Below are 21,282 nucleotides of genomic sequence, written 5' to 3'. Positions count from 1 at the left end.
GCCGCTACCGGCAGGCCCGGGCGGCGCGTCGTCGCGCCCCGGGTGCCCGACCATGCTCTTCAATACGCGTAAAGTCCGTCCGGTCCTGCAGGACGAGGTGACGGAGTGCGGCCTGGCCTGCCTCGCGATGATCGCGTCGTGGCACGGGCGCGAAACGACGTTGCGCACGCTGCGCAACCGCTATCCGGTCCGGATCGATTCCGGGCTGTCGTTCTTCGACCTGATGGAGATCTCGAACGATCTCGGCCTGCGCGCTCGCGGGCTGCAGTTCGACGCGGGCGAGCTCGACGGGCTCAAGACGCCGTGCATCCTGCACTGGGGGATGAACCACTATGTCGTGCTGACGAAGGTCGGCTACGGCAGCGTGCACATCGTCGATCCCGCGCTCGGCGAGACGAAACTGCCGCTCGCGCAGGCGCTCACGCACATCACCGGCTATGCGCTCGAACTGAATCCGGACATCGGCTTCACGCGGGCTGGGCAGGCTGACCGGATCCGGTTGCGCGACTACCTCGAAGGGCTGACCGGCATCCGCAAGAGCCTCGCGATCGGCATCGCGGGCGGCGTTGCCGCGCAGCTCCTGCTGCTGCTCGGGCCGTCGTACGTGCAGTTGACGATCGACGAGGCGCTGAAGAAGACCGACGTCGACATCCTGTACCTGTTGACGATCCTGTTCGCGATCGTGTTCCTGTTCGACACGCTCTACGCGAACCTCGTCGGCAACATCAAGAGCTACCTGCGCAACATCGTGTCGCAGCAGTTGTCGGCGAACATGGTCGGGCATCTCGCGCGGCTGCCGATCGGCTATTTCCTGTTCCACAACACCGGCGATTCGATCTCGCGCGTGTCGTCGGTGTCGGAGGTCGGGCGCTTTCTCGTCGATGGGCTGGTCGGCGGGCTGCTCAATATCGTCACCTGCACGCTGACGCTCGTGCTGATGCTGTACTACAGCCCGGTGCTGGCCGGCATCAGCCTGGCCGGGATGGTGCTGTTCGCGCTGAGCCGGCTCGCGATCCAGCCGCAACTGCAGGACGCGATGTCGCAGATCCTCACGCGCGGCGCCGAAGCCGATGCGCTGCTGATCGAGAACATCCGCTCCGCGCATTCGATCAAGCTGTTGTCGGCCGAGACCGCGCGCAGCAGCCTGTGGGTGAACGCGTTCACGCAGAAGCTGCAGGCGATGCGCCAGCAGGAGCGGCTGCAGTTGCTGTTCGATGCGATATCGAAGGGGATCGTGCACGTCGAGCAGCTCGTGATCGTCACGTACGGCGCGTGGCTCGTGATGCACGGCCAGAGCACGATCGGCGTGATCTACGCGTTCATCCAGTACAAGAACCTGTTCGCCGACAAGTTCATCGATTCGATCCAGCTCTACGTGCGCCGCAAGGTGCTGCAGGTGCATATGGACCGCGTCGCGGATGTGTTGCAGACCGAGACGGAGGAGCCCGCGCCGGACGCGGTCGTGCGGCCGGTCGACGGGTTCGACGGCGCGCTGGCGATCCGCGCGTTGTCGTATACGCCGAAGGGCGGCAACCGCCCGATCCTGCGCGACATCGCGCTCGACGTGCCGGCGGGCGGCAAGATCGCGATCGTCGGCCGCACCGGCAGCGGCAAGACGACGCTGCTGAACCTGATCTGCGGGCTCGTGCGGCCCGAGCCCGGCACGCTGTTCGTCGGCGGTGTGGATCTCGCGGAAGTGAACCTGCGGCAGTACCGCAAGCATCTCGCGGCCGTCACGCAGTCCGACCAGCTGTTTCGCGGGACGATCCGCGACAACATCACGAACTTCGCGCCCGCGCCGCGGATCGGCGCGATGTTCGACGCGGCGAAGCTCGCGTGCATCCATGACGAGATCGAGCGGCTCGACCATCGCTACGACACGCCGCTCGGCGATACGCAGAAATTCCTGTCGGCCGGGCAGATGCAGCGGCTCCTGATCGCGCGGGCGCTGTATTGCGAGCCGCGCCTGCTGATCCTCGACGAATTTTCGTCGAACCTCGACCAGGCGACGACGCACGAGATCTGCCGCAACGTGCTGACGCTGCCGTGCACCATCGTGCTCGTCACGCACGACGCGTCGATCCTGTCGATGGTCGACCGGATCTACGAGATGCAGGACGGCGTATTGACCGATGCGACCGGCGCATGGCGTTCGGCCGAGGAGACACGGTGATGCTCGGACGACTCTTTCTGCTCAATCCGTTCTCGTATGCGTTCCTGGTGCGGCGCGCGGTGCGCGCCGTCGCGCTGCGGACGTCGCCCGCGCGCGGGCTGCGGCTGATGCGCTGGTGCTCGCGTGCATGCCTGCGCTGCTTTCCGTGCATTCGCGAGTCGATCGAGCGTGCCGTGGCGTACATGCTGAGCGCGCACCTGAACGACGATCCGCGACGCGTGCGGGAGGTGTCGGCGGCGATCGTGCGCGAGCTGTTCGAAGCCGAGTTCGCAGGGCTCAAGCTGCGGACGCACAGCCTCGAATCGATGAAGTCGATGATCGACGGGATGGCGTGCGAAGGCGACGCGCAGCTGCGCGCGGCGCTCGCGCGCGGCGGCCCGCTGATGCTGGCGGGGCTGCACTTCGGCAACCTGATGCTGTTCGTCACGAAGCTGCGCTTCATGATTCCCGACGACCGCAAGCTGATGGTGATCCTGCACCGCGATGCGCCGGGCGCGTTCTTCGACGATGCGCTGCGGCTCGTCGCCGAATACGGCGCAGGCGTTGTCGAGTTCATCGACATCGAGGAGCGCGTGCACCTGCGGCGGCTGATCACGAGCCTGCGGCGCGAGGCGCCCGTGTTCCTGCTGTTCTCCGACCTGCACGGCAAGTTCGGCAAGACCAACCGCTGCCGGCTCGGCGGGCGCTGGGTGCGAATGGCCGGCGGCGGCGTGAAGCTCGCGGTCGAGCAGGGGATTCCGCTGCTCGTCGCGTATGCGACGGGCGTGCCGTTCCGCGACCGCTGCGCGGTCCATTTCACCGAGCTCGCGGCCAGCCCGCTCGCGCCGATGCTCGGTGCCGACGACGACGCGTCGCCCGTGCGCGCGACGCACCAGCGCATCGTCGACCGGCTCGAGCAGGCGCTCGTGCGCCAGCCCGAACAGTGGCATTTCTGGGAACACTTCACGCCTTACCTGATGCCGACGCCGCTGCTCGATGCGGCCGCGCGGCGTCGCTCCTGACGAGCCCGCCCCATGCCGACCTGGAACTCCGCCCTCCGAGAACAGAAGCCGTCGCGCAAGCTCGCGCGCGGCACGACCTTCGGCACCGTGATCCACGGCGTCGTCGACGTGCCGGTGTCGATGCGGTTCTTCTGCTACCTGTCGCTCGCGATGTTCGCGATGTTCGTGACCGCGCTCGTCGAACTGAGCTACGCGAACACCGAGAGCGTGTCGGGGATGCTGACGCCGCGCTCGGGGCTGATCGGCGTCAGCGCGCCGCCGGGCTGGGCCGTGCGCGACGTCTACGTCGGCAAGGACCAGCACGTGAAGGCCGGCCAGCGGCTGCTCGCGGTGACGCGCGACACGAGCTTCGTGAGCCAGGCCAACAACGTGCAGGGGATGCGCGCGGCGCTCGACCGGCAGCGTGTCGAGGTGACGCAGCAGATCGACGCGGCGCGGCTCGAATACAAGTCGTCGGTACAGCAGATCAACCAGCAGATCGCCGCGCAGGGCGAGAGCAGCGGGCTGATCGGCCGGCAAATACAGGACCAGAAGCGCATCGTCGACGAGTACGGCGAACGGCGCGCACGTGTGAAGCAGCTGCTCGACGAACAGGTCGTGACACTCGAGCAGTACAACCAGGTCAACACGCAGTACCTGCAGGCCGGGCAGGCGTACCAGGACCTGCTGCTGCGCCGCGCCGAGCTCGCGAAGAACGCGATGAAGCTGCGCGGCGACCTCGACACGATGCAGAGCAAGTACGACGGCGCGAACGCTGAACTGAAGATCAAGCAGGAGGAGCTGAACGCGAAGGAATACAACATCGACGAGAACGTCAACCAGGTGCTGTACGCGCCGGCCGACGGGCAGATCGTGCGGCTCGATGTCGTGCAGGGCGGCGTGATCGACCCGCCGGGCACGCGCGTCGTCGAGATCCTGCCCGCGAAGGCCGACGGGCTGATCGCCGAGGTCTACATTCCGTCGTCGAAGGCCGGCTTCGTGAAGAAGGGGCAGGAAGTGAAGGTGGCGTATGCAAGCTATCCGGTCGAGAAGTTCGGCACGTATCGCGGCAAGGTGCTGTCGATCTCGCCCGTCGCGTTTTCCGCGAAGGAGCTGAACCTGCCGGGCGATGCCGCCACGCCGCAGACCTACTTCAAGACCTGGGTCGAGCTGGCCGACCGCACGCCCGCGTTCGAAGGACGGCCGCTGTCGCTGCGGGCCGGGATGATGCTGAAGGCCGACATCGTGCTGGAGCGGCGCAGCCTGCTCGAATGGCTGTTCGAGCCGCTGTACCGCATCCGTCAACGCCTGTTCGGCGTGCCGGCCTGAGCCGATGGCGAGCCGGAACAAGGACCGCCGCCGCGTGCGGCCGGGCGCCGTGCGTCCGCTGTCGCGCTGGCTCGGCGCGACGCTGTTCGCGTGTGCGGCCGCCGCGCAGGGCGCGCCGCAGCCCGACGGCGATGCCGGGCCACGCTGGCAGGCCGGTGCCGACGGGATCGGCTTCTGGCCGGGCGGCGACGCGGACGGGTTCGATGCGAGCGCGTGGGCGACCGATGCGGGGCCGGCCCGGCGTGGGGCCGCCGGTGCGGAGGGTGCGGCCGACGTGCCGCCGCGTGCGGTGCCGCTGACGGCAGGCAAGATCACGCTCGGTCAGCGGACGGCCGCATGCGGCCCGGCGCACGACGAGGGTGTCGGTGCCGTCGACGGCGCGGACGGGATCGGCTTCGCCAGCGATGACGACGGACAGGGCGGTGCACGCTGCGCATCGGCTGCCGTACGCGAGGCAGCGGAGAGTGGTGCGGTCTCGCGGGGCGTCGTCCACGCGGACCGGATGCCGTACGAGCTGCATCCGATCGATCCGTCGCGGCTGCCCGACCTGCCTGCCGCGCAGGCGCCGCCGCTGATGGAGCAACTGATGGGCAGCGATCGCAACATGGTCGGCCTCGGCTGGCATTTCGTCGCGACGACGGGCCGTTCGACGCCCGTCACGACACGCACCGACGCGCTTGGGCTGAACAGCTTCCAGAACCAGGGTTCGCAGCTGTCGCTGAGCAACACGAACACGCTGGCGTTCACGTTGACCCACTTTTTCTCGGAAAACTGGGCGGCCGAACTCGGCGGCGGCATTCCGCCGGTGCTGACGCTGCGCGGGCACGGCAGCATCGGGCTGCCGCTCGACCGAATCTTCGCGGGCGTCCAGGGCCGGCTGCCGCTGATCGATCTCGCGAACACGCAAAGCAACCCGCTCGCGACCACGCGCGCGTGGCTCGGGTCCGTCGTATTCAAGTATTACCTCGGCGAGCGCGACGATCGCTTTCGCCCGTTCGCGGGCATCGGCATCAGCTATACGCGCTTCACGAACACGAACCTGAATCCCGTGTTCCAGCGCAAGCTCGCGTCGCTCGGCGGGCTGCTCGCGGCGGGCTCGGACATCGGCAGCCTGCAGTCGCTGCTGCTCGACCCGTCGCTGTTCCAGCGCATCTGGGATGCCGGCGGCGACCTGCTGCTGTCGGGCAAGACCAACGTGTCGGCCAAGGTGAAGAGCGTGTGGGAGCCGGTGTTCACCGTCGGCGCGAGCTACCAGATCACGCGCCAGTTCTGGATCACCGGCATGGTGACCTATATCCCGTTACGTACGAAGATTACGCTGGACATCGACCAGCCGAACCGGCAGCTCGCGTCGAACACGTTCGATATTGCCGCGAACCCCGTGCTGGCCAGCGTGTTGCTCGCGTTCCGCTTCTGATCGGCGCGCCGGCCCTTTTTTCATGAATTTGACGCGCGACACTGGGATAATGTTGGAGTTTGGCTGCGTCAATGATGGAAGGAGGCCCCATGGGCGACAACGATACCCGCACCGAGACCGACGACCGCACCGATATGGAATCGATGGAGGCGCGCCAGCGCCGCTTCGAGGAAGATCTGGTCGACGCCTACGACGAAGAGCTCGAGATGGAGCTCGACGACCGCCGCTTCGACGACAACGACGACCTGCTGTTTTCGCAGGAGCGTCGCGAGGCGCGCAAGGAGTATTTCCGCGAGCTGTTCCGGCTGCAGGGCGAGCTCGTCAAGCTGCAGGACTGGGTCGTGAGCACCGGGCACCGGCTCGTCGTCATTTTCGAGGGGCGCGACGCGGCCGGCAAGGGTGGTGCGATCAAGCGCATCACGCAGCGGCTGAATCCGCGTGTCTGCCGGGTCGCCGCGCTGCCCGCACCGAGCAACCGCGAACGCACGCAATGGTATTTCCAGCGCTATGTCGCGCATCTGCCGGCCGGCGGCGAGATCGTGCTGTTCGACCGCAGCTGGTACAACCGCGCGGGCGTCGAGCGCGTGATGAACTTCTGCACCGACGAGGAATACGAGGAGTTTTTCCGTTCGGTGCCCGAGTTCGAGAAGATGCTGGTGCGCAGCGGGATCCAGATCGTCAAGTACTGGTTCTCGATCACCGATCACGAGCAGGAAGTGCGATTCCAGAGCCGCATCGAGGATCCGCTCAAGCAATGGAAGCTGAGCCCGATGGATCTCGAGAGCCGCCGCCGCTGGGAAGCCTACACGGCCGCGAAGGAAGAGATGCTGCTGCGCACGCACATTCCGGAAGCGCCGTGGTGGGTCGTGCAGGCCGTCGACAAGAAGCGCGCGCGGCTGAACTGCATTCACCATCTGCTGCAGCAGGTGCCGTATCACGAGGTCCCGCACGCGTCGATCGACCTGCCGCCGCGCGAGCATCACGAGGATTACATCCGCCGCCCGGTGCCGGACAACATGATCGTGCCGGATACTTACTGAGCGGCCAGCGCGGATTCGATGCGATGATAGGGCGCGCCGTGCAACGCGGCGCGCAGTTTTCTATCGAGCCAATCTGATTTTTCGGCGGAATTTGCCGGCAGCGGGATGACGGGGCGGGCGGTTCGCGTACGTCACAGATCGGGAAAGCCCGATCGCCCTTGCGTCAGGTCGAACAACTCGATTCGCGCATTCGCGTCGGCGGTCTCGGGCAGCTTGATCACGAGCTTGACCGTCATCCCGTACGCGCTATCCACCAGTTCATAACCCGCCTGATCGATCCAGCGGCGCACGCGCGCCTCCTCGGGATAGCCGATCTCGATCGCGAGCCGCGTGTAGCGGATGCGCTCGATGCGCTCGGCATCGAGCAACGCCGACGCGATTGCATCGGTGTACGCGCGCACCAGGCCGCCCGCGCCGAGCTTCACGCCACCGTAGTAACGCACGACTGCGCCGAGCACGCCATCGAGATCGTGATGGCGCAGCACTTCCAGGATCGGCCGGCCCGCCGTGCCCGACGGCTCGCCGTCGTCCGACATCCCCGATTGACCGCCTGCCAGCAGTGCCCAGCACACGTGCGTGGCCGTCGGGTGTTCTTCGCGCAGGCGTTGCAGCGCCTGCATCGCGGCGTCGCGGTCGTCGACGGGAATCGCGTACGCGATGAAGCGGCTCTTGCGGATCTCGAGTTCGCGGATGTAAGTGGTGGCGAGCGAGTACATCATGCGTCGCGACGGGGAAAGTGTAAGAAAATCAAGATGATGGTGGCGTATCGATTCTTTTGGTCCGGGCCCGGGCAGGCATGGGCCGGCTGCATGGGCGGGATGAAGACCGAATTTTACCGTGGCGCGCATCGAAGCATTTCGATGCCGTCGGAACCCGGCCTGCGTGATGTGCCGGAGACAAAAAAAGAGGCGCACCGATGTGAATGGTGCGGTGGTCGATATTCAGATATTGCGGCCTGGTCACGGTTGCCGTGACGCGGCGGATCCAGGGTCGGCATGGAGCGCGTAAAGCTCGGACACGCTGACCGCCTTGCGGCTGCTGTGTTCCACCGATCCTTCTTTCGTCCACAGGAACGGATAAAAGCTGAAGCATTGATCCGTCGTCAGATGCTGGACATCCGCTTGCCAGCCCGGCCAGCGCAAGCTCGCATAGAAGTCGTGCAGATTCTCGCTGAGCGACCACCGCACGAAGTCGCTGTACCCGATCTCGAGGGGCTCCCATTCCAGGGTGTCAGGCGCAAGGTAGTACACCGAACCCGTGTCGTCGCCGAGTGCGCCTCCGTTCAATGCGAAGAATCCGCCGACGGCATCGTCCGCGATCAATAGAAAGCCGGACGATCGCCCGTCATTCCAGCCGACGATGTCTCTGGGCAGCCGGGGATGGCCTGAGCCGAGCAGACGAAGGTAGCCCCCGTCCACCAGTATGCCGCCGGTCGAATAAGCGATTGCGCCCAGGGGTGATCGGGTGGTTACCTGAAGCGCGGAAAGCACTTCGCCGCTCCGATCGGAGGCGGGCAGTATTTCGCAACGGTGACTGGCTGCAGCCGCCCACTCGAGCAAATTCGGGAGCGCGGACTCGCGTTCGTTTACCAGTTCGTCCAGCGGACGCATGTTTTCTCTCCGATTGTTCAAGCGCGACATCAGCGCACGCCGACCGACGACCGCAGCGCCGCGCCCAGCGTGCGCAGCGCCTGCCGGGCCCGCGCATCGGTCAGGTTCGAATAGAGCACCACGTCGCGGGTCGGCAAGGGCGGCAGCCCGTATCGCGCCCCCACGTCGACCGTCCCGACGGGCGCCACGCGATGCCCGAGCGCGGCGACGGCCAGCCCCGCGGCTACCGCCGCGCCGATCGTCGCCACGCCGCCGCCGACGAATACTTCCGTCCACGCGACACCGGCTTCGTCCAGCGCACCGATCGCCATGCGACGCACGCTGCACGGCTCGGCCTGCGTCGCGAGCCGCAGCGGTTGCGGCGGATGGTACTCGAAATCGCTCGCGGCCATCCAGCCGAACGACTCCGACAGCAGGGTTTCACCGTCGAGGCGCCGGCTGTCGTGCTGCAGCGCGACGGCGGCATCGAGCTGGCCGCGGTCGAACGCGTCGAGCACGTCGCGCGACGCGGCGACCCGGATCTCCAGCACGAGCCCCGGTTCCGCTTCGCTCATGCGCCGAAGCAGCATCGGCAGATCGGCGCCGACAACGTGATGGCTCACGCCGATCGCCAGCCGCCGCTGGCCGGCGCCGAACGCGCCGACCGCACCCTGGTGAGCGGCCACGAGCTCGCGCGCGGGTTCCAGGAACGCGGTGCCGTCGGCCGACAGGCGAACCTGCCGCGGCGTGCGTTCCAGCAGGCGGCGGCCGAGGCCGTCTTCAAGCCGCTTGATCTTCAGGCTCACCGCGGACTGCGTCGTGTCCATCGCCTCGGCAGCCCGCGTGAAGCTCTTGAGGTCGGCGGTCAGCACGAACGCCTGCACGGCTTCGATGTCGAGCGTCTTCATCGCTTACTCATCCATTTGGAAAATGAATCATTGAAATATTCTGCCATCGTCTTTTCAAATGATTCAAGGTCTTCTACGCTGTTCCCAAGCCGTTCGGAATCTCCCTTTTCCTTCCCAGGAGTCGATCATGCTGACCGCGTACTACGTGCACCGCCTGCCGGCGGACTACGACCTCGACATCATCCGCAATCGCGTGCGCGAGCGCGGCAGGCTCTGGGACGACACGCCGGACCTGGTGTTCAAGGGGTTCCTGCTGCGCGAGGCGGGCCGCTACGGTGCGACGGAAAACGGCTATGCGTCGTTTTATCTGTGGCGCAATGAACAGGCGTTCGCCGGGTTCGTCACGGACGGCCGCTACCGGGTCGTGACGGACAGTTTCGGGCGCGCGCCGATCGACGTGCAGGTCGCACTCGATGCGCGCAAGGGCAGTGCGTCGACGGGGCGCTTCGTGCGGCTGGAAGCCGCCGATATTCCGGCGGATGCCGACCTCGATGCGACGCTGGCACAGGAGATCGCGCGCAATCGAGATGTGGCGGCGCGGCAGGGGACGGTCGCGGCCGCCGTCAGCCTCGATCCGCTGCGCTGGCGGCTGATGCGAGTGCTCGTATCGGAACACGAACCGGACGACGGCGGCGCGGGCACGGTGTACCAGGTCCTGCATCTGGCCCGGCCGTTGCTCGATACGCTCGAAGGGAGCGGGGTGTGATGACCTGCGTCGCGTCTCGATCGCGGACCGGGCCGGCGGGCAGGCGGAGTGGCGCGGCATCGGTGCGGTTGCCGGCCGGCCTGGTGATCACCGCGCATCTGGCCGGGATGGCAGCGGGGATCGCCACGATCGCCGCGCTCGCGACGTTGCTGGCGCTGCTGTTCCGGTAACGATCGCCAGTGAGCACGGGTGAATACGGAAGAGCCGGGCAACGCCACGCGCGGCTCTTCCGTCGGGTTATCGCCGCTCAGTGCCCCTGCAGCCGGATATCCCGCGACGACGCGCCGACGTACACCGTCCCGCCCGGCACCACGCGCCAGCCGTTACGCGACGTATCCCACACGCTCTGCATCCGCGGCGACACGGTCACGCGTACACGCCGCGTCTCGCCCGGATTCAGCCGGATCTTCTCCCAGCCGACCAGCCGCTTCGGCGGTTCGTCCTTGTACGGCACGCCGAGATAGACCTGCGGCGTTTCCGCACCGGCGACGCGCCCGTCGTTGCGCACCGTGAACGCGACGCTCAGCGAGCCGTCCCATTGCCTCGCCACCGACAGCCCCGAATACGCGAAATGCGTGTACGACAGCCCGTAGCCGAACTCGAACATCGGCTTGATGTTGCGCGCGTCATACCAGCGATAGCCCATGTTCAGCCTTTCCGCGTAGACGGGATCGTTGTCGAACGCACCGTTTTGCCCCCAGGCAGGCGAATCCTGATCGCGCGCGGGGAACGTGACGGGCAGCTTGCCGGACGGGTTGACCGCGCCGAACAGCACGTTCGCGATCGCCTTGCCGCCGGCCTCGCCCGGATACCACGCCTCGACGATCGCGGACACCTGGTCCTTCCACGGCATCAGCACCGGGTTGCCGCTCTGGACGACGACGATCGTGTGCGGATTCGCGCGCGCGACGGCTTCGACGAGCGCATCCTGATTCGACGGGTTCGCGAGGCTCAGGCTCTGGAGATCGCCGAAATCCTCGCCGGCCGGCTGCGCGACTACGACGATCGCGACGTCCGAGCGGCCCGCGAGTGCCGCGGCCTGGTCGATCTCCTGCTGCGTGTACGCGCGGAACGGCGACTGCTGGTCGCTGTTGCCCGCATACGTGACCTGCGCGGCCGGCGCGAGCGCGCGGATCGCCGCGACGATCGGCACGTCGACTTTCAGCCACGGATTGCGCCACCAGCTGCATCCCGTCGATGACCCGAACGTGAGGCCGCCGCAGCCCGCGAACGATCCCGAGACAGGGTCGCGTGTGTTGCCCGAGCCACCGCCCGACAGCACGGCCGCATCGGCATGGCCGCCGATCACGGCGATATGCGACAGCGCCGACGCGGCGAGCGGCAACTGGTTGCCGTCGTTCTTCAGCAGCACGATCGACTGCTCGGAAGCGGCCTGTGCGAACCGGTTCGCGGCCGCGAAATCGATCGTGCCGCCGCCCTTGGCCGGATCGTCCATCACGCCGACGCGGATCATCACCGCGAGCTTGCGCCGCACCATGTCGTCGAGTCGTGCCGTCGACACCGAGCCGTTCGCAATGGCCTGCTTGACGGCCGTCGGCGTCAGGTACACGGACGGCCCGACGTCCTCTTCCTCGTCGAGCCCGGCGTTGATCGCGGCGGCGGTGCTGTGCGTCGCGCCCCAGTCGGACTGCACCTGGCCCTGGAAGCCCCATTCGTTCTTCAGCACGTCGTTCAGCAGGTGAGGGTTCTCGCACGCATACGCGCCGTTCAGGCGGTTGTAGCTGCACATCACGCTGCCGGGCCGCCCGCGCTTCGCGGCGATCTCGAACGGCAGCAAGTAGATCTCGCGAAGCGTGCGCTCGTCGATCTGCGTGTTGCCGCCCATCCGGCCGTGCTCCTGCTCGTTGCCGGCGTAGTGCTTGATGGTCGCGATGACCTTCTGCCGCTGCGTGGCAAGCGTGCGTTCGGCGAGCAGGTCGCCGGCCAGCAGCGGATCCTCGCCGAGATACTCGAACAGGCGGCCGCCGCGCGGTTCGCGTGCGAGATTGGTGCCGCCGCCGAGACCCATGCCGAACCCTTGCGCGCGCAACTGGATCGCGACCTGCTTGCCGTAGTCGTACGACAGGCGGCGATCCCAGCTCGCTGCGACGGCGATCGTCGCGGGGAACGTCGTGCTGGCCTGCGACGTGCTGCCGGAACCTGTCGCCGAATCGACCATGTTCAGGTCGGGAATGCCGAGCCTCGGCACGCCCTGGATGTAGCCGGCGCCGCCGCCCGGCACCTTCGACATTTCGTATTGCGAATGAATGAACTGAAGTTTTTCGTCGAGCGTCATCTTGCGCACGAGCAGGTCGGCGCGCCGGACCGCCGCAGCGGACGCGAACGCATCGGTGGCGTCGCCTTGCGCATTGAAATCGGCATCGCCCGCATAGGCGGTGGTGCAGAGGGTCGCTGCCAGCACGACGGCCGGCCAGAGTGTGTCCCGCATGTTGCTCTCCATGATCGTATTGCCGGTTGTTCGGATGATGTCTGGAGCTGCGCACGTCCGATGGATTCGCACTGGACGCATACGGCTGGCGATGCTGGGTGATTGCGCGTCGGCATGCCAGATCAGGCGGGGAATCGTTACGGCCGGATGGGCCCGACCGGCGCACGCGGGCGACGACGCACGGGCCGCCCGACGCTGCCGAATCGGATGTAGCGATTCTCTGCAGCGACTAATGGTATGAATGTAGTTTGACTACAGCATCGGTGTTTATACCGATATGTCCGATCTTTCTTCGGCTCGCTCGCGCGGCGGGGTGGAAAGACGGTCATCGTTCCCGATCGATGGGGTGCGGCCGGGTAAGAAGTACCTTGAGGCAGGCGCTTTTGCGGGAAAGATGCCGACGCGGGCGATCCGGTTCGTTGCGTGCGCATCGAACCGGACCGGGCCACGCACTCGGCGGCTTACTTCGTGACGAGCGCGCCGGTCAATCCGGCGCTGATCGCCGGCAGCAGCAGGTTCAGCACGCGGCTTGCGCGGACGAGCCCGGTGTTGTCGACATAGACGACGTCCTTCGACGCCAGCGGGAACTGGTTCGCGAGCAGCATCGACACCGGCGACTGCATGTCGAGGTGATAGATGACGGGGGCGCTGTCGGCGGCCTTGCGCAGCACGAACACCTGCTTGGCATTCGAGGTCTGCTGGTTGAGCTGGCCGGCCTGCGTGAGCGCTTCACTCAGCGTGAGCGTACCGTCGCGCAGCGGCGCGACGGCTTGCGGCCTGACCACTTCGCCCATCACGTACACGGGATTGTCGTCGCGTGCGCCCACATGCAGCATGTCGCCGGGCTTCAGCATGATGTCCGCCGGATTCTTCCCCGTCTTCATCATCTGCGCGACGTTCAGCGGATAGATCGTGCCGTTGCGGGTGATCGTGACGCGGCTCTGATCCGCGGTCGGCGCGAATCCGCCCGCGCGGCTGACGGCTTCGATCAGCGTCATCGGAATGTCGTTGATCGCCTGTGCGCCCGGGTTGCGCACTTCGCCGTCGATATAGACCTGCGTCGCGCGGAACGAGGCGACGCGAACCGTGACCTGCGGCTTGACGAACACCTTGCTGAGCTCGGTCTTGACCTCGTGCTGGATCTGCGCGACGGTTTTCCCGACTGCATGGATCGGCCGTGGGACGTACGGAAACTGCACGTTGCCGCTGCTGTCGACGACGAAGCCGGGCGCGGCGTCCGCGGCCTTCGTGTTCTGCACGGGCTGCCCGGCGGCCGTCGCGAATTCGGGGTGATCCCACACCGTGATCTGCAGCACGTCGCCGGCACCGAGCCGGTACATGTCCGACTTCGCGAACAGGTTCGGCGGGATGGACGCGGCGGGGGCGCGTTTCTGTTCGGCCCGGATCTGCTCGATCTGCGTCAGGTCGATCTGCTTGACCGGCACCTGCATGTCGCTGGTCACGTCGCCGTTGTCGGCGGTCGTGACCGGCAACGCGGTCGAACTCATGTGCTGCCCCGGCACGACCGTGCATGCGGAAAGCATCGCGACGGTTGCGAAGGAGAGCGCGATGCACATTCCGCGCACGGCAGTGCGAGTGTGGCCCGGCGCCACGGAATCGAACGGTAGAACGTTTTTCATTTTTGTGTCCAGCAGCGATGAATCGATTGATACGTTATCCGGATCGAATTCGGGCCGCTCGTCGCGTGCCCGCTTCGTTCCGAACATCGTGATGACGCTTCCCGGCGGCATTCAGGCACCGGGCAATCGGCGCGTGTTTCGCCGCGGCATCGCTTCCGAAAGCAATTGTCAAAAACCGGCAATGACGGAAGGACGTCGTCGCGCGTGGCCGGGAACGTGACGGCGTTTTTCATGCCGTTTCGCCCGTCGCCGGGCCGATCGCGAACAGAGCGTAACGCAGGTTGGACGCTTCGAAATCGCGGCGGCGGCTTAATGTAAGCCATCGCACGCAGCGTGCCGGACATCTATCGCATAGTGGCGCCAACGAACATGGCCGTGCATTCCCGGCGGAATGTGCGGGAGCGGGAACGGCATCGTGCCGGCGTCCGGCTCATTGTCTGCGAGAGATTTCATGACACGCTTCATTGCCCGTTCGAGGGCGCCTTTGAGGTTGGGTTTGGGCGGCGGCGGAACCGACGTGCCGCCTTATTCGGACCGGTTCGGCGGTCTGGCGCTGAATGTGACGATCGAGAAGTTTGCGTACGCGTCGATCGCGCCGCGCGACGACGCGAAGGTCGAACTGGTCGCGGCCGATACGGATACCCGATGGATCGGCCCCGTGTCGCCGGTGCTCGAGGTGCAGAACGGGCTCGGGCTGCACGTGGGCGTCTACAACCGGATCGTCCGCGATTTTCACGGCGGCCATCCGCTGGCCGTCACGATCACGACGTGCTCCGAAGCGCCTCCGGGCTCCGGGCTCGGATCGTCGTCGACGATCGTCGTCGCGCTGGTCAGGGCCTTCTGCGAACTGCTGTCGCTGCCGCTCGGCGAATACGACATCGCCCACCTCGCGCACGACATCGAGCGGGAGGATCTCGGGCTTGCCGGCGGCAAGCAGGATCAATACGCGGCGACGTTCGGCGGGCTGAACTTCATGGAGTTCTACGGCGATCGCGTGATCGTCAATCCGTTGCGGATCAAGCAGGAAATCAAGGCCGAGATGGAGGCGTCGCTCGTGCTGTATTACACGGGCGTATCGCGCGAGTCGGCCAACATCATCAAGGAACAAAGCAGCAACGTGACGGAAGGCGTGGTCGATTCGCTGGCCGCGTTGCACGAAGTGAAGGACGAGGCCGTGCGCATGAAGGAGGCCGTGCTGCGCGCCGATTTCGACGCGTTCGCCGCGTCGATGCGCGACGCATGGGAATCGAAGAAGCGGATGGCGAAGAACATCTCGAACTCGATGATCGACGACCTGTACCGCGTCGCGGTCCGGGCCGGCGCGAAGGCGGGCAAGGTGTCCGGCGCGGGCGGCGGCGGCTTCATGATGTTCTTCGTCGATCCGGTCGAACGGCCGGCCGTGATGCGCGCGCTGGATGCATACAACGGGATCAATGGCCAGGTGCTCAACTGTACGTTCACCGACATCGGTGCACAGTCGTGGAGAAAGAATCAATGACGATCGCGGTAGAGAGCGAAATTCGCCAGACGTTGTCGGTGCTGACGGCGCTCGTGTCGGACCGCGAGCAAGTGGCGCGGATCGAGCAGGTGGCCGAGCGCGTGACGGAGGCGCTGCGCGCGGGCAACAAGATCCTGCTGGCGGGCAATGGCGGCAGCGCGGCGGACGCACAGCACATCGCAGGCGAATTCGTCAGCCGTTTCAACTTCGATCGGCCGGGCCTCGCGGCGTTTGCGCTGACCGTGGACAGCTCGGTCATGACCGCGATCGGCAACGACTACGGCTACGAGAAACTGTTCGAGCGCCAGATCCAGGCGACGGGGCGCCCCGGCGACATTTTCTGGGCGTATTCGACGTCCGGGCGTTCGCCGAACATCCTCCGTGCGCTGGAAGTGGCCCGGACGGCCGGCATGTTTTCGGTCGGGTTCACCGGTAACGGCCCCGGTGCCGCCGAAATGCGCAAGCGTGCCGACCTCTGCATCGAGATTCCGTCCGCGTCGACACCGAAGATCCAGGAAGGGCATCTCGTGTGCGGCCACATCATTTGCGGCATCGTCGAAGAGCGGATCTTTGCATGAATGCGATGCTGCCCTGCCTGATCCTTGCCGGCGGCCTCGGCACGCGGCTGCGCCCGGTGCTGGGCGACACGCTGCCGAAGGCGCTCGCGCCGATCGACGGCGAGCCGTTTCTGTACTGGATGCTGCAGGGGCTCCGGCAGCAGGGCGTGAAGGAGGTGGTGCTGTCGCTCGGCTACGGCAGCGGCCCGATCAAGGCGCTCGTGACGTCGCGCGATTTCGGCATCGCGATTTCCGTGGTCGAGGAGCACGAGCCGCTCGGCACCGGCGGCGCGATCGTTCACGCGCTGAAGGCCAGTGGCGAGCGCGACATGATCGTGATGAACGGCGATACGTGGTCGAACCTGGATGTGCAGGCCTTGTCGGCGTTCTATCGTGCGATGCGCCCCGATTTGGTCGTGGCGGCAACGCGGGTCGACGATGCGTCGCGCTACGGCACGCTCGAATTCGACGCGACCTCGCGCAGGCTGTCGGCATTCCGCGAGAAGCGCCCGGCGCAGGGCTACATCAATGCGGGCACGTACGTCGTCAACGCGCGCACGCTGCTCGGTTGCGCGCTGCCGGAGAAATTCTCGTTCGAGCAGGACTTCCTGGGCGAACGGTTCGACGCGCTCGACATCCGCGTGTTTCCGGAGGTCACGGCATTCATCGACATCGGTGTGCCGGCGGACTACCGACGTGCGCAAACCGTCATTCCGCCGATGCTGGAGACGCGAACCAGTGAAGCGTAAGGCACTGTTCCTGGATCGCGACGGCGTGATCAACGTCGACTACGGCTACGTGCACCGGCAGCAGGACTGCGTGTTCGTCGACGGCATTTTCGATCTCGTGCGGCTGGCCAATGCGACCGGTCACCAGGTGGTCGTCGTGACGAATCAGGCCGGCATCGGCCGCGGGTATTTTTCGGAGTCGCAGTTCGTCGCGTTCATGGAATGGATGCGGCGCAGGTTCGACGAGCGGGGCGCGAGAATCGACCGCGTCTATTTCTGCCCGCATCACCCGGTGGCCGGGATGGGCCGCTACCGGCAGGCGTGCGCATGCCGGAAACCGCAGCCCGGGATGCTGCACGACGCGCGGCGCGATCTCGATCTCGACCTGTCCGCGTCGATCCTGGTCGGCGACAAGCAGTCCGATCTCGATGCGGGCGCGCGCGCCGGCGTCGGACGTCGCTTCCTGTTCGTGGGCGACCAGCCCGGCCATGCGGAAGCCGATCCGGCGGCCGACGTCGTCGCACGGCTCGCCGACATCGGCGCGGCGCTGCTGGGTACGGAGATCGCCGCCGCGCGTGCGTAGGGGGCGGCAGCATCGACGACGGCATGCCGGAATGACACGAGCGAGGGCTCGGGAACGGACGCCGGCCGTCGCGCCCGTCGGGCGGAAACACACGGGGAATCCAGGTTCGCGGGGCGCGGTTTTCCCGATCGGCACTGAAGGATTTCCAGCCGGATTTTCAAAGACATGAACGTGAACAACAACGCGCGTAAAGCGGCGAAGCCAGCCGGATCTTCCATTCTGGAGTTCAGCATGAAGATGGACCGACCTGCATTTACCGGGCATCAAAACGAAACGAAACACGCCGGCCGGAATGCGACGCGGTTGTCGCCGATCGATTTGCTGGAGAACCTGATCGACAACGGGCGCCTCTTCGCGGCCGTGTTCGCGGCCTGCCTGCTGCTGGCGATCGTCTATGCGGTTGCGGCAACGCCGGTGTATTCGGCCGACACGCTGATCCAGATCGAAGAGAACAAGGCCAGTGCACTGGGATCGCTGTCGTCGATCTCGAAGGCGCTCGATATCCAGAATTCGGCCGTGGTCGGCGAAATCGACATCGTCCGCTCGCGTTCGGTCGTCGTGGAAGCAATGAATGCGACGGCCGCGCAGGCCGAGGTGTCGGTCGAGAACCGGTTTCCGGTCATTGGCGGCCTCATCGGTTCGCTCATGCCGAAGGACGCGAACGGTCTCGCCGACGCACCGCTCGGGATGTCGTCGTGGGCATGGGGCGGCGAGCGCCTGGAGTTCAGGACGTTCGAGGTGCCGGCCGCGCAGGCCGGCAAGGCGCTGACGTTCGATAATCTCGACGACAACCGGTTTCGGCTGAAGGACCGCAGCGGTCAGGTGGTGCTGAGCGGGGTGGTCGGCGTACCGAGCGAGAGCAACGGCTATCGCGTCGACGTGGCGCGGATCGTCGCGCGTCCCGGCGCGGAATTCCGCGTGCGGTGCGTCGCCACCGACGTGCGTCTCGAGGCAATCCTGAAGAAACTGGGCGTGACAGAGACGAAGCGGCAGTCGGGCATCATGCAGCTGAGTTTCGAGGACGCCGATCCGGTCTTTGCCGCGCGCATGCTCAACGCGATCGCCGCGGCCTACCTGAGCTTCAACGCGAGACGCCGTGCCGACGATGCCGAGCGCAGTCTCACGTTCCTCAACGCGCAGATGCCGATCGTCAAGGCGCGGCTGCAACAGGCCGAGCAGGCGCTGAACGCGTTTCGCAACCAGCAGGGTTCGATCGATGCGCAGGGCGACATCCGGCTGCTCGTCGAGCAATTGGCGTTCGTCGACAAGTCGCGGCTCGAGACCAAGCTCGCGTACCAGGACCTGTTGTCGAAATACGTGCCGGGGCAGCCGCAGGTCGTGGCGGCGGCCAACAAGCTGAAGGAACTCGACAAGCAGGCCGCGGTGCTGAAGGAGAAAGCCGCGCGGCTGCCGTCGCAACAGCAGACGTACTTGCGTCTGGCGCGCGACGTCGAGGTCAACAATCAGCTCTACGTCGGGTTGCTGAACAACACGCAGCAGTTGCAGATCGCGGAAGCCGGCACGGTCGGCAACGCGTCGATCGTCGACAAGGCGGTCGTCAGCGACAAGCCGGTCCGGCCGAAGCGCCTGATCGCGATCCTGGCCGGTGCCGTGACCGGACTGATGCTGGGCTTTCTCGTCGCGCAGGGCCGTGCATTGCTGGCCGGGCGCATTCGCGATCCACATGACCTGGAAGCGGCACTCGGCATCCCGATGCTCGGCATTCTGCCGAATTCGCGCCGCCAGGCCGAAGCGGATGCGAACCGCACGCCCGCATTCATCGCGACGAAGGAGCCGGCCGACGTGCCGCTGGCCGACGCGATGGACAGTCTGGCGTTGACGTTGCGGCACCGGCTGGCCGCGTATGGCGGCGATGCGAAGGTCGTGCTGGTGTCGTCCGCGGCGCCGGCGCAGGGCAAGTCGATGATCGCCGCCAATCTCGCGTACCTGTACGCCGAGAAGGGGTTCAAGACGGTGATCGTGGATGCCAACGTGCGCGCGCCGGGGCTGCATCGCTATCTGCCGGTCACGGCGACGAAAGGCCTGTCCGACGTACTGAAGGACGCGCTGCCGGTCGATGATGCGATCACCCGCGTCGCCGGCCGGCTCGATGCGCTGTCCGCCGGCAAGCAGGGCGCGTCGACGCGCAACCTGTTCGACCAGGCACGTCTCGACGCGCTGGCCGCGTCGTTGCGGAGCCGGTACGACATGGTCATCGTGGATGCGCCGTCCGCGCTGCCGGTGGCCGACCTCGCGGCATTGTCACGCGTTGCGGACATGACGCTGCTGGTAGCCCGCCAGGGTTCGGCGAACTCGGCCGGCGTCACCGACGCACTCGAAAGCCTGGGCAAGATCGGCGTGCGCATCGACGGGCTGGTGTTCAACGGCTTCGAGCCGTCGCCGTTGCGCGGCATTCGCCGGATCGGCGCCGGCTTCGCCGCGGCGCGCGCCTGATCGCATGGGTGATTCGATGCTATTGGGCGAGGAGCGCAGCGCATGAGTGATTCGATGGCAAGCAAGGATGGACTGCGGCGCGACGCGCAGGTGGTGCGGGTCGTATGGTTTCTCGGGCCGCGGCCGGTGAGCTGGAATGGGGTCATGCGATACAGCCTCAAATGTATCGACTTCATCCCCGCATTGGCGGGATTCGACGTCGAGCCGGTCGACATTCCGGCCGCGCCGCGCTCGTTCCGGCGCTACTGGACGCAGTTCGTGCTGTACCCGCTGCGGGCAGTCGCGGCGGCGCGCGCCGGGCACTTCGTGATGCTGTACCAGGAAGACCTGGCGTTCATGATTCCGCTGGTGCGGTGGGCGGGCGGCCGCGTCGGCATCGTGCTGCATCACGTGCAGCGTCCGGGGCAGGTGCGCGGTGTCGTCGAGAAGCTGAAGAATGCGTACATGCGGCTGACGCAGTCGCTGATCGCGACCGCGGACGTGGTGCTCGCGCCGTCGGAGGTGACGGCGCAGGAAGCGCTGGCGGACCTGCGCATCCGTGCCGACCGGATACAGGTCGTACCCAATGCGTTCGACGATCGCTATACGCCGATCGACGCCGCGGTGCGCGAACGGGCGCGCGCGATGCTCCTGACTCGCTTCGGCATCCGTGTCGACGCAGCGCTGGTCGTGCTGAACGTCGGCTCCGACGAAACGCGCAAGAACAATGCGACGCTGTTTCGCGCGCTGGCCTCGCTCGGGCGCAAGGATGTGATGGTGCTGCGGGTGGGCAGCGCGCAGAACCAGGCCAATCGCGACGAATGCCGGGACATCGCCGCACAGGCGGGATTCGCCGCGCATTTCGTCGAGAACGTCGGCGACGACGATCTCGGCTACTTCTTCCAGGCATCGGATCTGTACGTGTCGCCGACGTTGCACGAAGGCTTCGGCCGCACGGTGATCGAGGCGCAGTTCGTCGGCCTTCCGGTCGTCGCGTCGGATTTGCCGGTGTACCGCTACACGATGGGCGAGTCGTTCGTGGCCGTTGCCGATGCGACGGATGCCGCCGAATGGGGCCGGCAGATCGAGCGCGTCGCGGGCGACCCGTCGCTGCGGGCCGAACGAGTGAGCGCCGGGCGGGTGAACGCGCAGCGTTTTTCGTCCGGCGCGGTGAGCGCGCAATTGCACGGTGCGCTGGACCGGGCCGTGCATGACCGGCCGCGCGCAGGACGGACGCAAGCGTGAAAGAGGC

At 66.4% G+C, this 21,282-nt stretch carries 18 protein-coding genes; 13 read left to right on the top strand and 5 right to left on the bottom strand.

The features are described 5' to 3' along the window. Window positions 1–52 precede the first annotated feature (52 nt). From BCO18175_RS20865 to ppk2, 5 genes are all read left to right on the top strand, one after another. Window positions 53–2,173 carry a peptidase domain-containing ABC transporter gene (locus BCO18175_RS20865; protein WP_174983652.1) on the top strand — a complete coding sequence of 707 codons (2,121 nt, stop codon included), beginning with the start codon at window positions 53–55 and terminating at the stop codon, window positions 2,171–2,173. Continuing rightward, window positions 2,170–3,174: a hypothetical protein gene (locus BCO18175_RS20860; RefSeq protein ID WP_174983650.1), complete on the top strand. Its 1,005-nt coding sequence runs from the start codon at window positions 2,170–2,172 to the stop codon at window positions 3,172–3,174. The genes BCO18175_RS20865 and BCO18175_RS20860 overlap by 4 nt, the downstream gene beginning before the upstream one ends. 12 nt (window positions 3,175–3,186) lie before the next feature. Then, window positions 3,187–4,482, top strand: coding sequence for an HlyD family secretion protein (locus BCO18175_RS20855; protein ID WP_124577653.1), 1,296 nt, complete (start codon window positions 3,187–3,189; stop codon window positions 4,480–4,482). A gap of 4 nt (window positions 4,483–4,486) precedes the next feature. Beyond that, a complete protein-coding gene (locus BCO18175_RS20850) occupies window positions 4,487–5,899 on the top strand; it encodes an OmpW/AlkL family protein (protein ID WP_174983648.1) in 1,413 nt (470 codons plus the stop codon). A gap of 89 nt (window positions 5,900–5,988) precedes the next feature. Then, entirely contained in the window at window positions 5,989–6,939 is a 951-nt protein-coding gene (gene ppk2, locus BCO18175_RS20845) for a polyphosphate kinase 2 (RefSeq protein ID WP_174983646.1), read from the top strand. Between the two features lie 131 nt (window positions 6,940–7,070). Here the strand turns inward: ppk2 and BCO18175_RS20840 are convergent, their stop codons facing one another. The 3 genes from BCO18175_RS20840 to BCO18175_RS20830 form a co-directional block, all read right to left on the bottom strand. Further along, window positions 7,071–7,658 carry an IMPACT family protein gene (locus BCO18175_RS20840; RefSeq protein WP_174983644.1) on the bottom strand — a complete coding sequence of 196 codons (588 nt, stop codon included), beginning with the start codon at window positions 7,656–7,658 and terminating at the stop codon, window positions 7,071–7,073. 240 nt (window positions 7,659–7,898) lie between these two features. Next, entirely contained in the window at window positions 7,899–8,549 is a 651-nt protein-coding gene (locus tag BCO18175_RS20835) for a DUF2625 domain-containing protein (RefSeq protein ID WP_174983642.1), read from the bottom strand. Between the two features lie 29 nt (window positions 8,550–8,578). Continuing rightward, on the bottom strand, window positions 8,579–9,436 hold the full coding sequence (locus tag BCO18175_RS20830; protein WP_174983640.1) for a LysR family transcriptional regulator: 858 nt from the start codon (window positions 9,434–9,436) through the stop codon (window positions 8,579–8,581). Between the two features lie 127 nt (window positions 9,437–9,563). On the opposite strand from BCO18175_RS20830, the gene BCO18175_RS20825 reads away from it, so the two are divergent. Further along, complete coding sequence (locus BCO18175_RS20825; protein WP_174983638.1) at window positions 9,564–10,142, top strand: DUF4865 family protein; 579 nt, start codon at window positions 9,564–9,566, stop codon at window positions 10,140–10,142. Window positions 10,143–10,389: 247 nt separating this feature from the next. On the opposite strand, the gene BCO18175_RS20820 is transcribed toward BCO18175_RS20825, so the two are convergent. Both BCO18175_RS20820 and BCO18175_RS20815 read right to left on the bottom strand, forming a co-directional pair. After that, a complete protein-coding gene (locus BCO18175_RS20820) occupies window positions 10,390–12,591 on the bottom strand; it encodes a glycoside hydrolase family 3 C-terminal domain-containing protein (RefSeq protein ID WP_174983636.1) in 2,202 nt (733 codons plus the stop codon). Window positions 12,592–13,052: 461 nt separating this feature from the next. After that, window positions 13,053–14,135 carry a polysaccharide biosynthesis/export family protein gene (locus tag BCO18175_RS20815; protein WP_254608140.1) on the bottom strand — a complete coding sequence of 361 codons (1,083 nt, stop codon included), beginning with the start codon at window positions 14,133–14,135 and terminating at the stop codon, window positions 13,053–13,055. Here BCO18175_RS20815 and BCO18175_RS40640 point away from each other — a divergent pair. From BCO18175_RS40640 to BCO18175_RS20785, 7 genes are all read left to right on the top strand, one after another. Continuing rightward, window positions 14,041–14,451 (top strand): hypothetical protein, encoded by a 411-nt coding sequence (locus tag BCO18175_RS40640; protein WP_254608150.1) that lies wholly within the window; start codon window positions 14,041–14,043, stop codon window positions 14,449–14,451. The two genes, BCO18175_RS20815 and BCO18175_RS40640, sit on opposite strands and share 95 nt — an antisense overlap. Window positions 14,452–14,682: 231 nt before the next feature. Further along, window positions 14,683–15,729, top strand: a complete 1,047-nt coding sequence (locus tag BCO18175_RS20810; RefSeq protein ID WP_174917281.1) for a GHMP family kinase ATP-binding protein — start codon at window positions 14,683–14,685, stop codon at window positions 15,727–15,729. Continuing rightward, window positions 15,726–16,307 (top strand): D-sedoheptulose-7-phosphate isomerase, encoded by a 582-nt coding sequence (locus BCO18175_RS20805; RefSeq protein WP_174917280.1) that lies wholly within the window; start codon window positions 15,726–15,728, stop codon window positions 16,305–16,307. Before BCO18175_RS20810 ends, BCO18175_RS20805 begins: the two co-directional genes overlap by 4 nt. Beyond that, complete coding sequence (locus tag BCO18175_RS20800) at window positions 16,304–17,035, top strand: nucleotidyltransferase family protein (RefSeq protein WP_254608139.1); 732 nt, start codon at window positions 16,304–16,306, stop codon at window positions 17,033–17,035. The genes BCO18175_RS20805 and BCO18175_RS20800 overlap by 4 nt, the downstream gene beginning before the upstream one ends. Further along, window positions 17,025–17,597 (top strand): D-glycero-beta-D-manno-heptose 1,7-bisphosphate 7-phosphatase, encoded by a 573-nt coding sequence (gmhB, locus tag BCO18175_RS20795; RefSeq protein WP_174972290.1) that lies wholly within the window; start codon window positions 17,025–17,027, stop codon window positions 17,595–17,597. The genes BCO18175_RS20800 and gmhB overlap by 11 nt, the downstream gene beginning before the upstream one ends. Before the next feature lie 231 nt (window positions 17,598–17,828). After that, window positions 17,829–20,051, top strand: a complete 2,223-nt coding sequence (locus tag BCO18175_RS20790) for a GNVR domain-containing protein (protein ID WP_174983631.1) — start codon at window positions 17,829–17,831, stop codon at window positions 20,049–20,051. A 42-nt stretch (window positions 20,052–20,093) separates the two neighbouring features. Then, a complete protein-coding gene (locus tag BCO18175_RS20785) occupies window positions 20,094–21,275 on the top strand; it encodes a glycosyltransferase (RefSeq protein WP_174983629.1) in 1,182 nt (393 codons plus the stop codon). The last annotated feature ends 7 nt before the right edge of the window (window positions 21,276–21,282 follow it).

The sequence above is a fragment of the Burkholderia lata genome (genome assembly GCF_902499335.1).
Lineage (GTDB): Bacteria > Pseudomonadota > Gammaproteobacteria > Burkholderiales > Burkholderiaceae > Burkholderia > Burkholderia lata_B.
Note: the sequence above shows the minus strand (reverse complement) of the source record. Positions and strands in the feature narration are given on the sequence as shown.

Bases quoted from the DNA above. Each gene is read 5' to 3' on its own strand.
- BCO18175_RS20865 (WP_174983652.1), top strand. From the start codon at position 53: ATGCTCTTCAATACGCGTAAAGTCCGTCCGGTCCTGCAGGACGAGGTG.
- BCO18175_RS20855 (WP_124577653.1), top strand. From the start codon at position 3,187: ATGCCGACCTGGAACTCCGCCCTCCGAGAACAGAAGCCGTCGCGCAAG.
- BCO18175_RS20850 (WP_174983648.1), top strand. From the start codon at position 4,487: ATGGCGAGCCGGAACAAGGACCGCCGCCGCGTGCGGCCGGGCGCCGTG.
- ppk2 (WP_174983646.1), top strand. From the start codon at position 5,989: ATGGGCGACAACGATACCCGCACCGAGACCGACGACCGCACCGATATG.
- BCO18175_RS20840 (WP_174983644.1), bottom strand. From the start codon at position 7,658: ATGATGTACTCGCTCGCCACCACTTACATCCGCGAACTCGAGATCCGC.
- BCO18175_RS20835 (WP_174983642.1), bottom strand. From the start codon at position 8,549: ATGCGTCCGCTGGACGAACTGGTAAACGAACGCGAGTCCGCGCTCCCG.
- BCO18175_RS20830 (WP_174983640.1), bottom strand. From the start codon at position 9,436: ATGAAGACGCTCGACATCGAAGCCGTGCAGGCGTTCGTGCTGACCGCC.
- BCO18175_RS20825 (WP_174983638.1), top strand. From the start codon at position 9,564: ATGCTGACCGCGTACTACGTGCACCGCCTGCCGGCGGACTACGACCTC.
- BCO18175_RS20820 (WP_174983636.1), bottom strand. From the start codon at position 12,591: ATGCGGGACACACTCTGGCCGGCCGTCGTGCTGGCAGCGACCCTCTGC.
- BCO18175_RS40640 (WP_254608150.1), top strand. From the start codon at position 14,041: ATGTCGCTGGTCACGTCGCCGTTGTCGGCGGTCGTGACCGGCAACGCG.
- BCO18175_RS20815 (WP_254608140.1), bottom strand. From the start codon at position 14,135: ATGCTTTCCGCATGCACGGTCGTGCCGGGGCAGCACATGAGTTCGACC.
- BCO18175_RS20810 (WP_174917281.1), top strand. From the start codon at position 14,683: ATGACACGCTTCATTGCCCGTTCGAGGGCGCCTTTGAGGTTGGGTTTG.
- BCO18175_RS20805 (WP_174917280.1), top strand. From the start codon at position 15,726: ATGACGATCGCGGTAGAGAGCGAAATTCGCCAGACGTTGTCGGTGCTG.
- BCO18175_RS20800 (WP_254608139.1), top strand. From the start codon at position 16,304: ATGAATGCGATGCTGCCCTGCCTGATCCTTGCCGGCGGCCTCGGCACG.
- BCO18175_RS20790 (WP_174983631.1), top strand. From the start codon at position 17,829: ATGAAGATGGACCGACCTGCATTTACCGGGCATCAAAACGAAACGAAA.
- BCO18175_RS20785 (WP_174983629.1), top strand. From the start codon at position 20,094: ATGAGTGATTCGATGGCAAGCAAGGATGGACTGCGGCGCGACGCGCAG.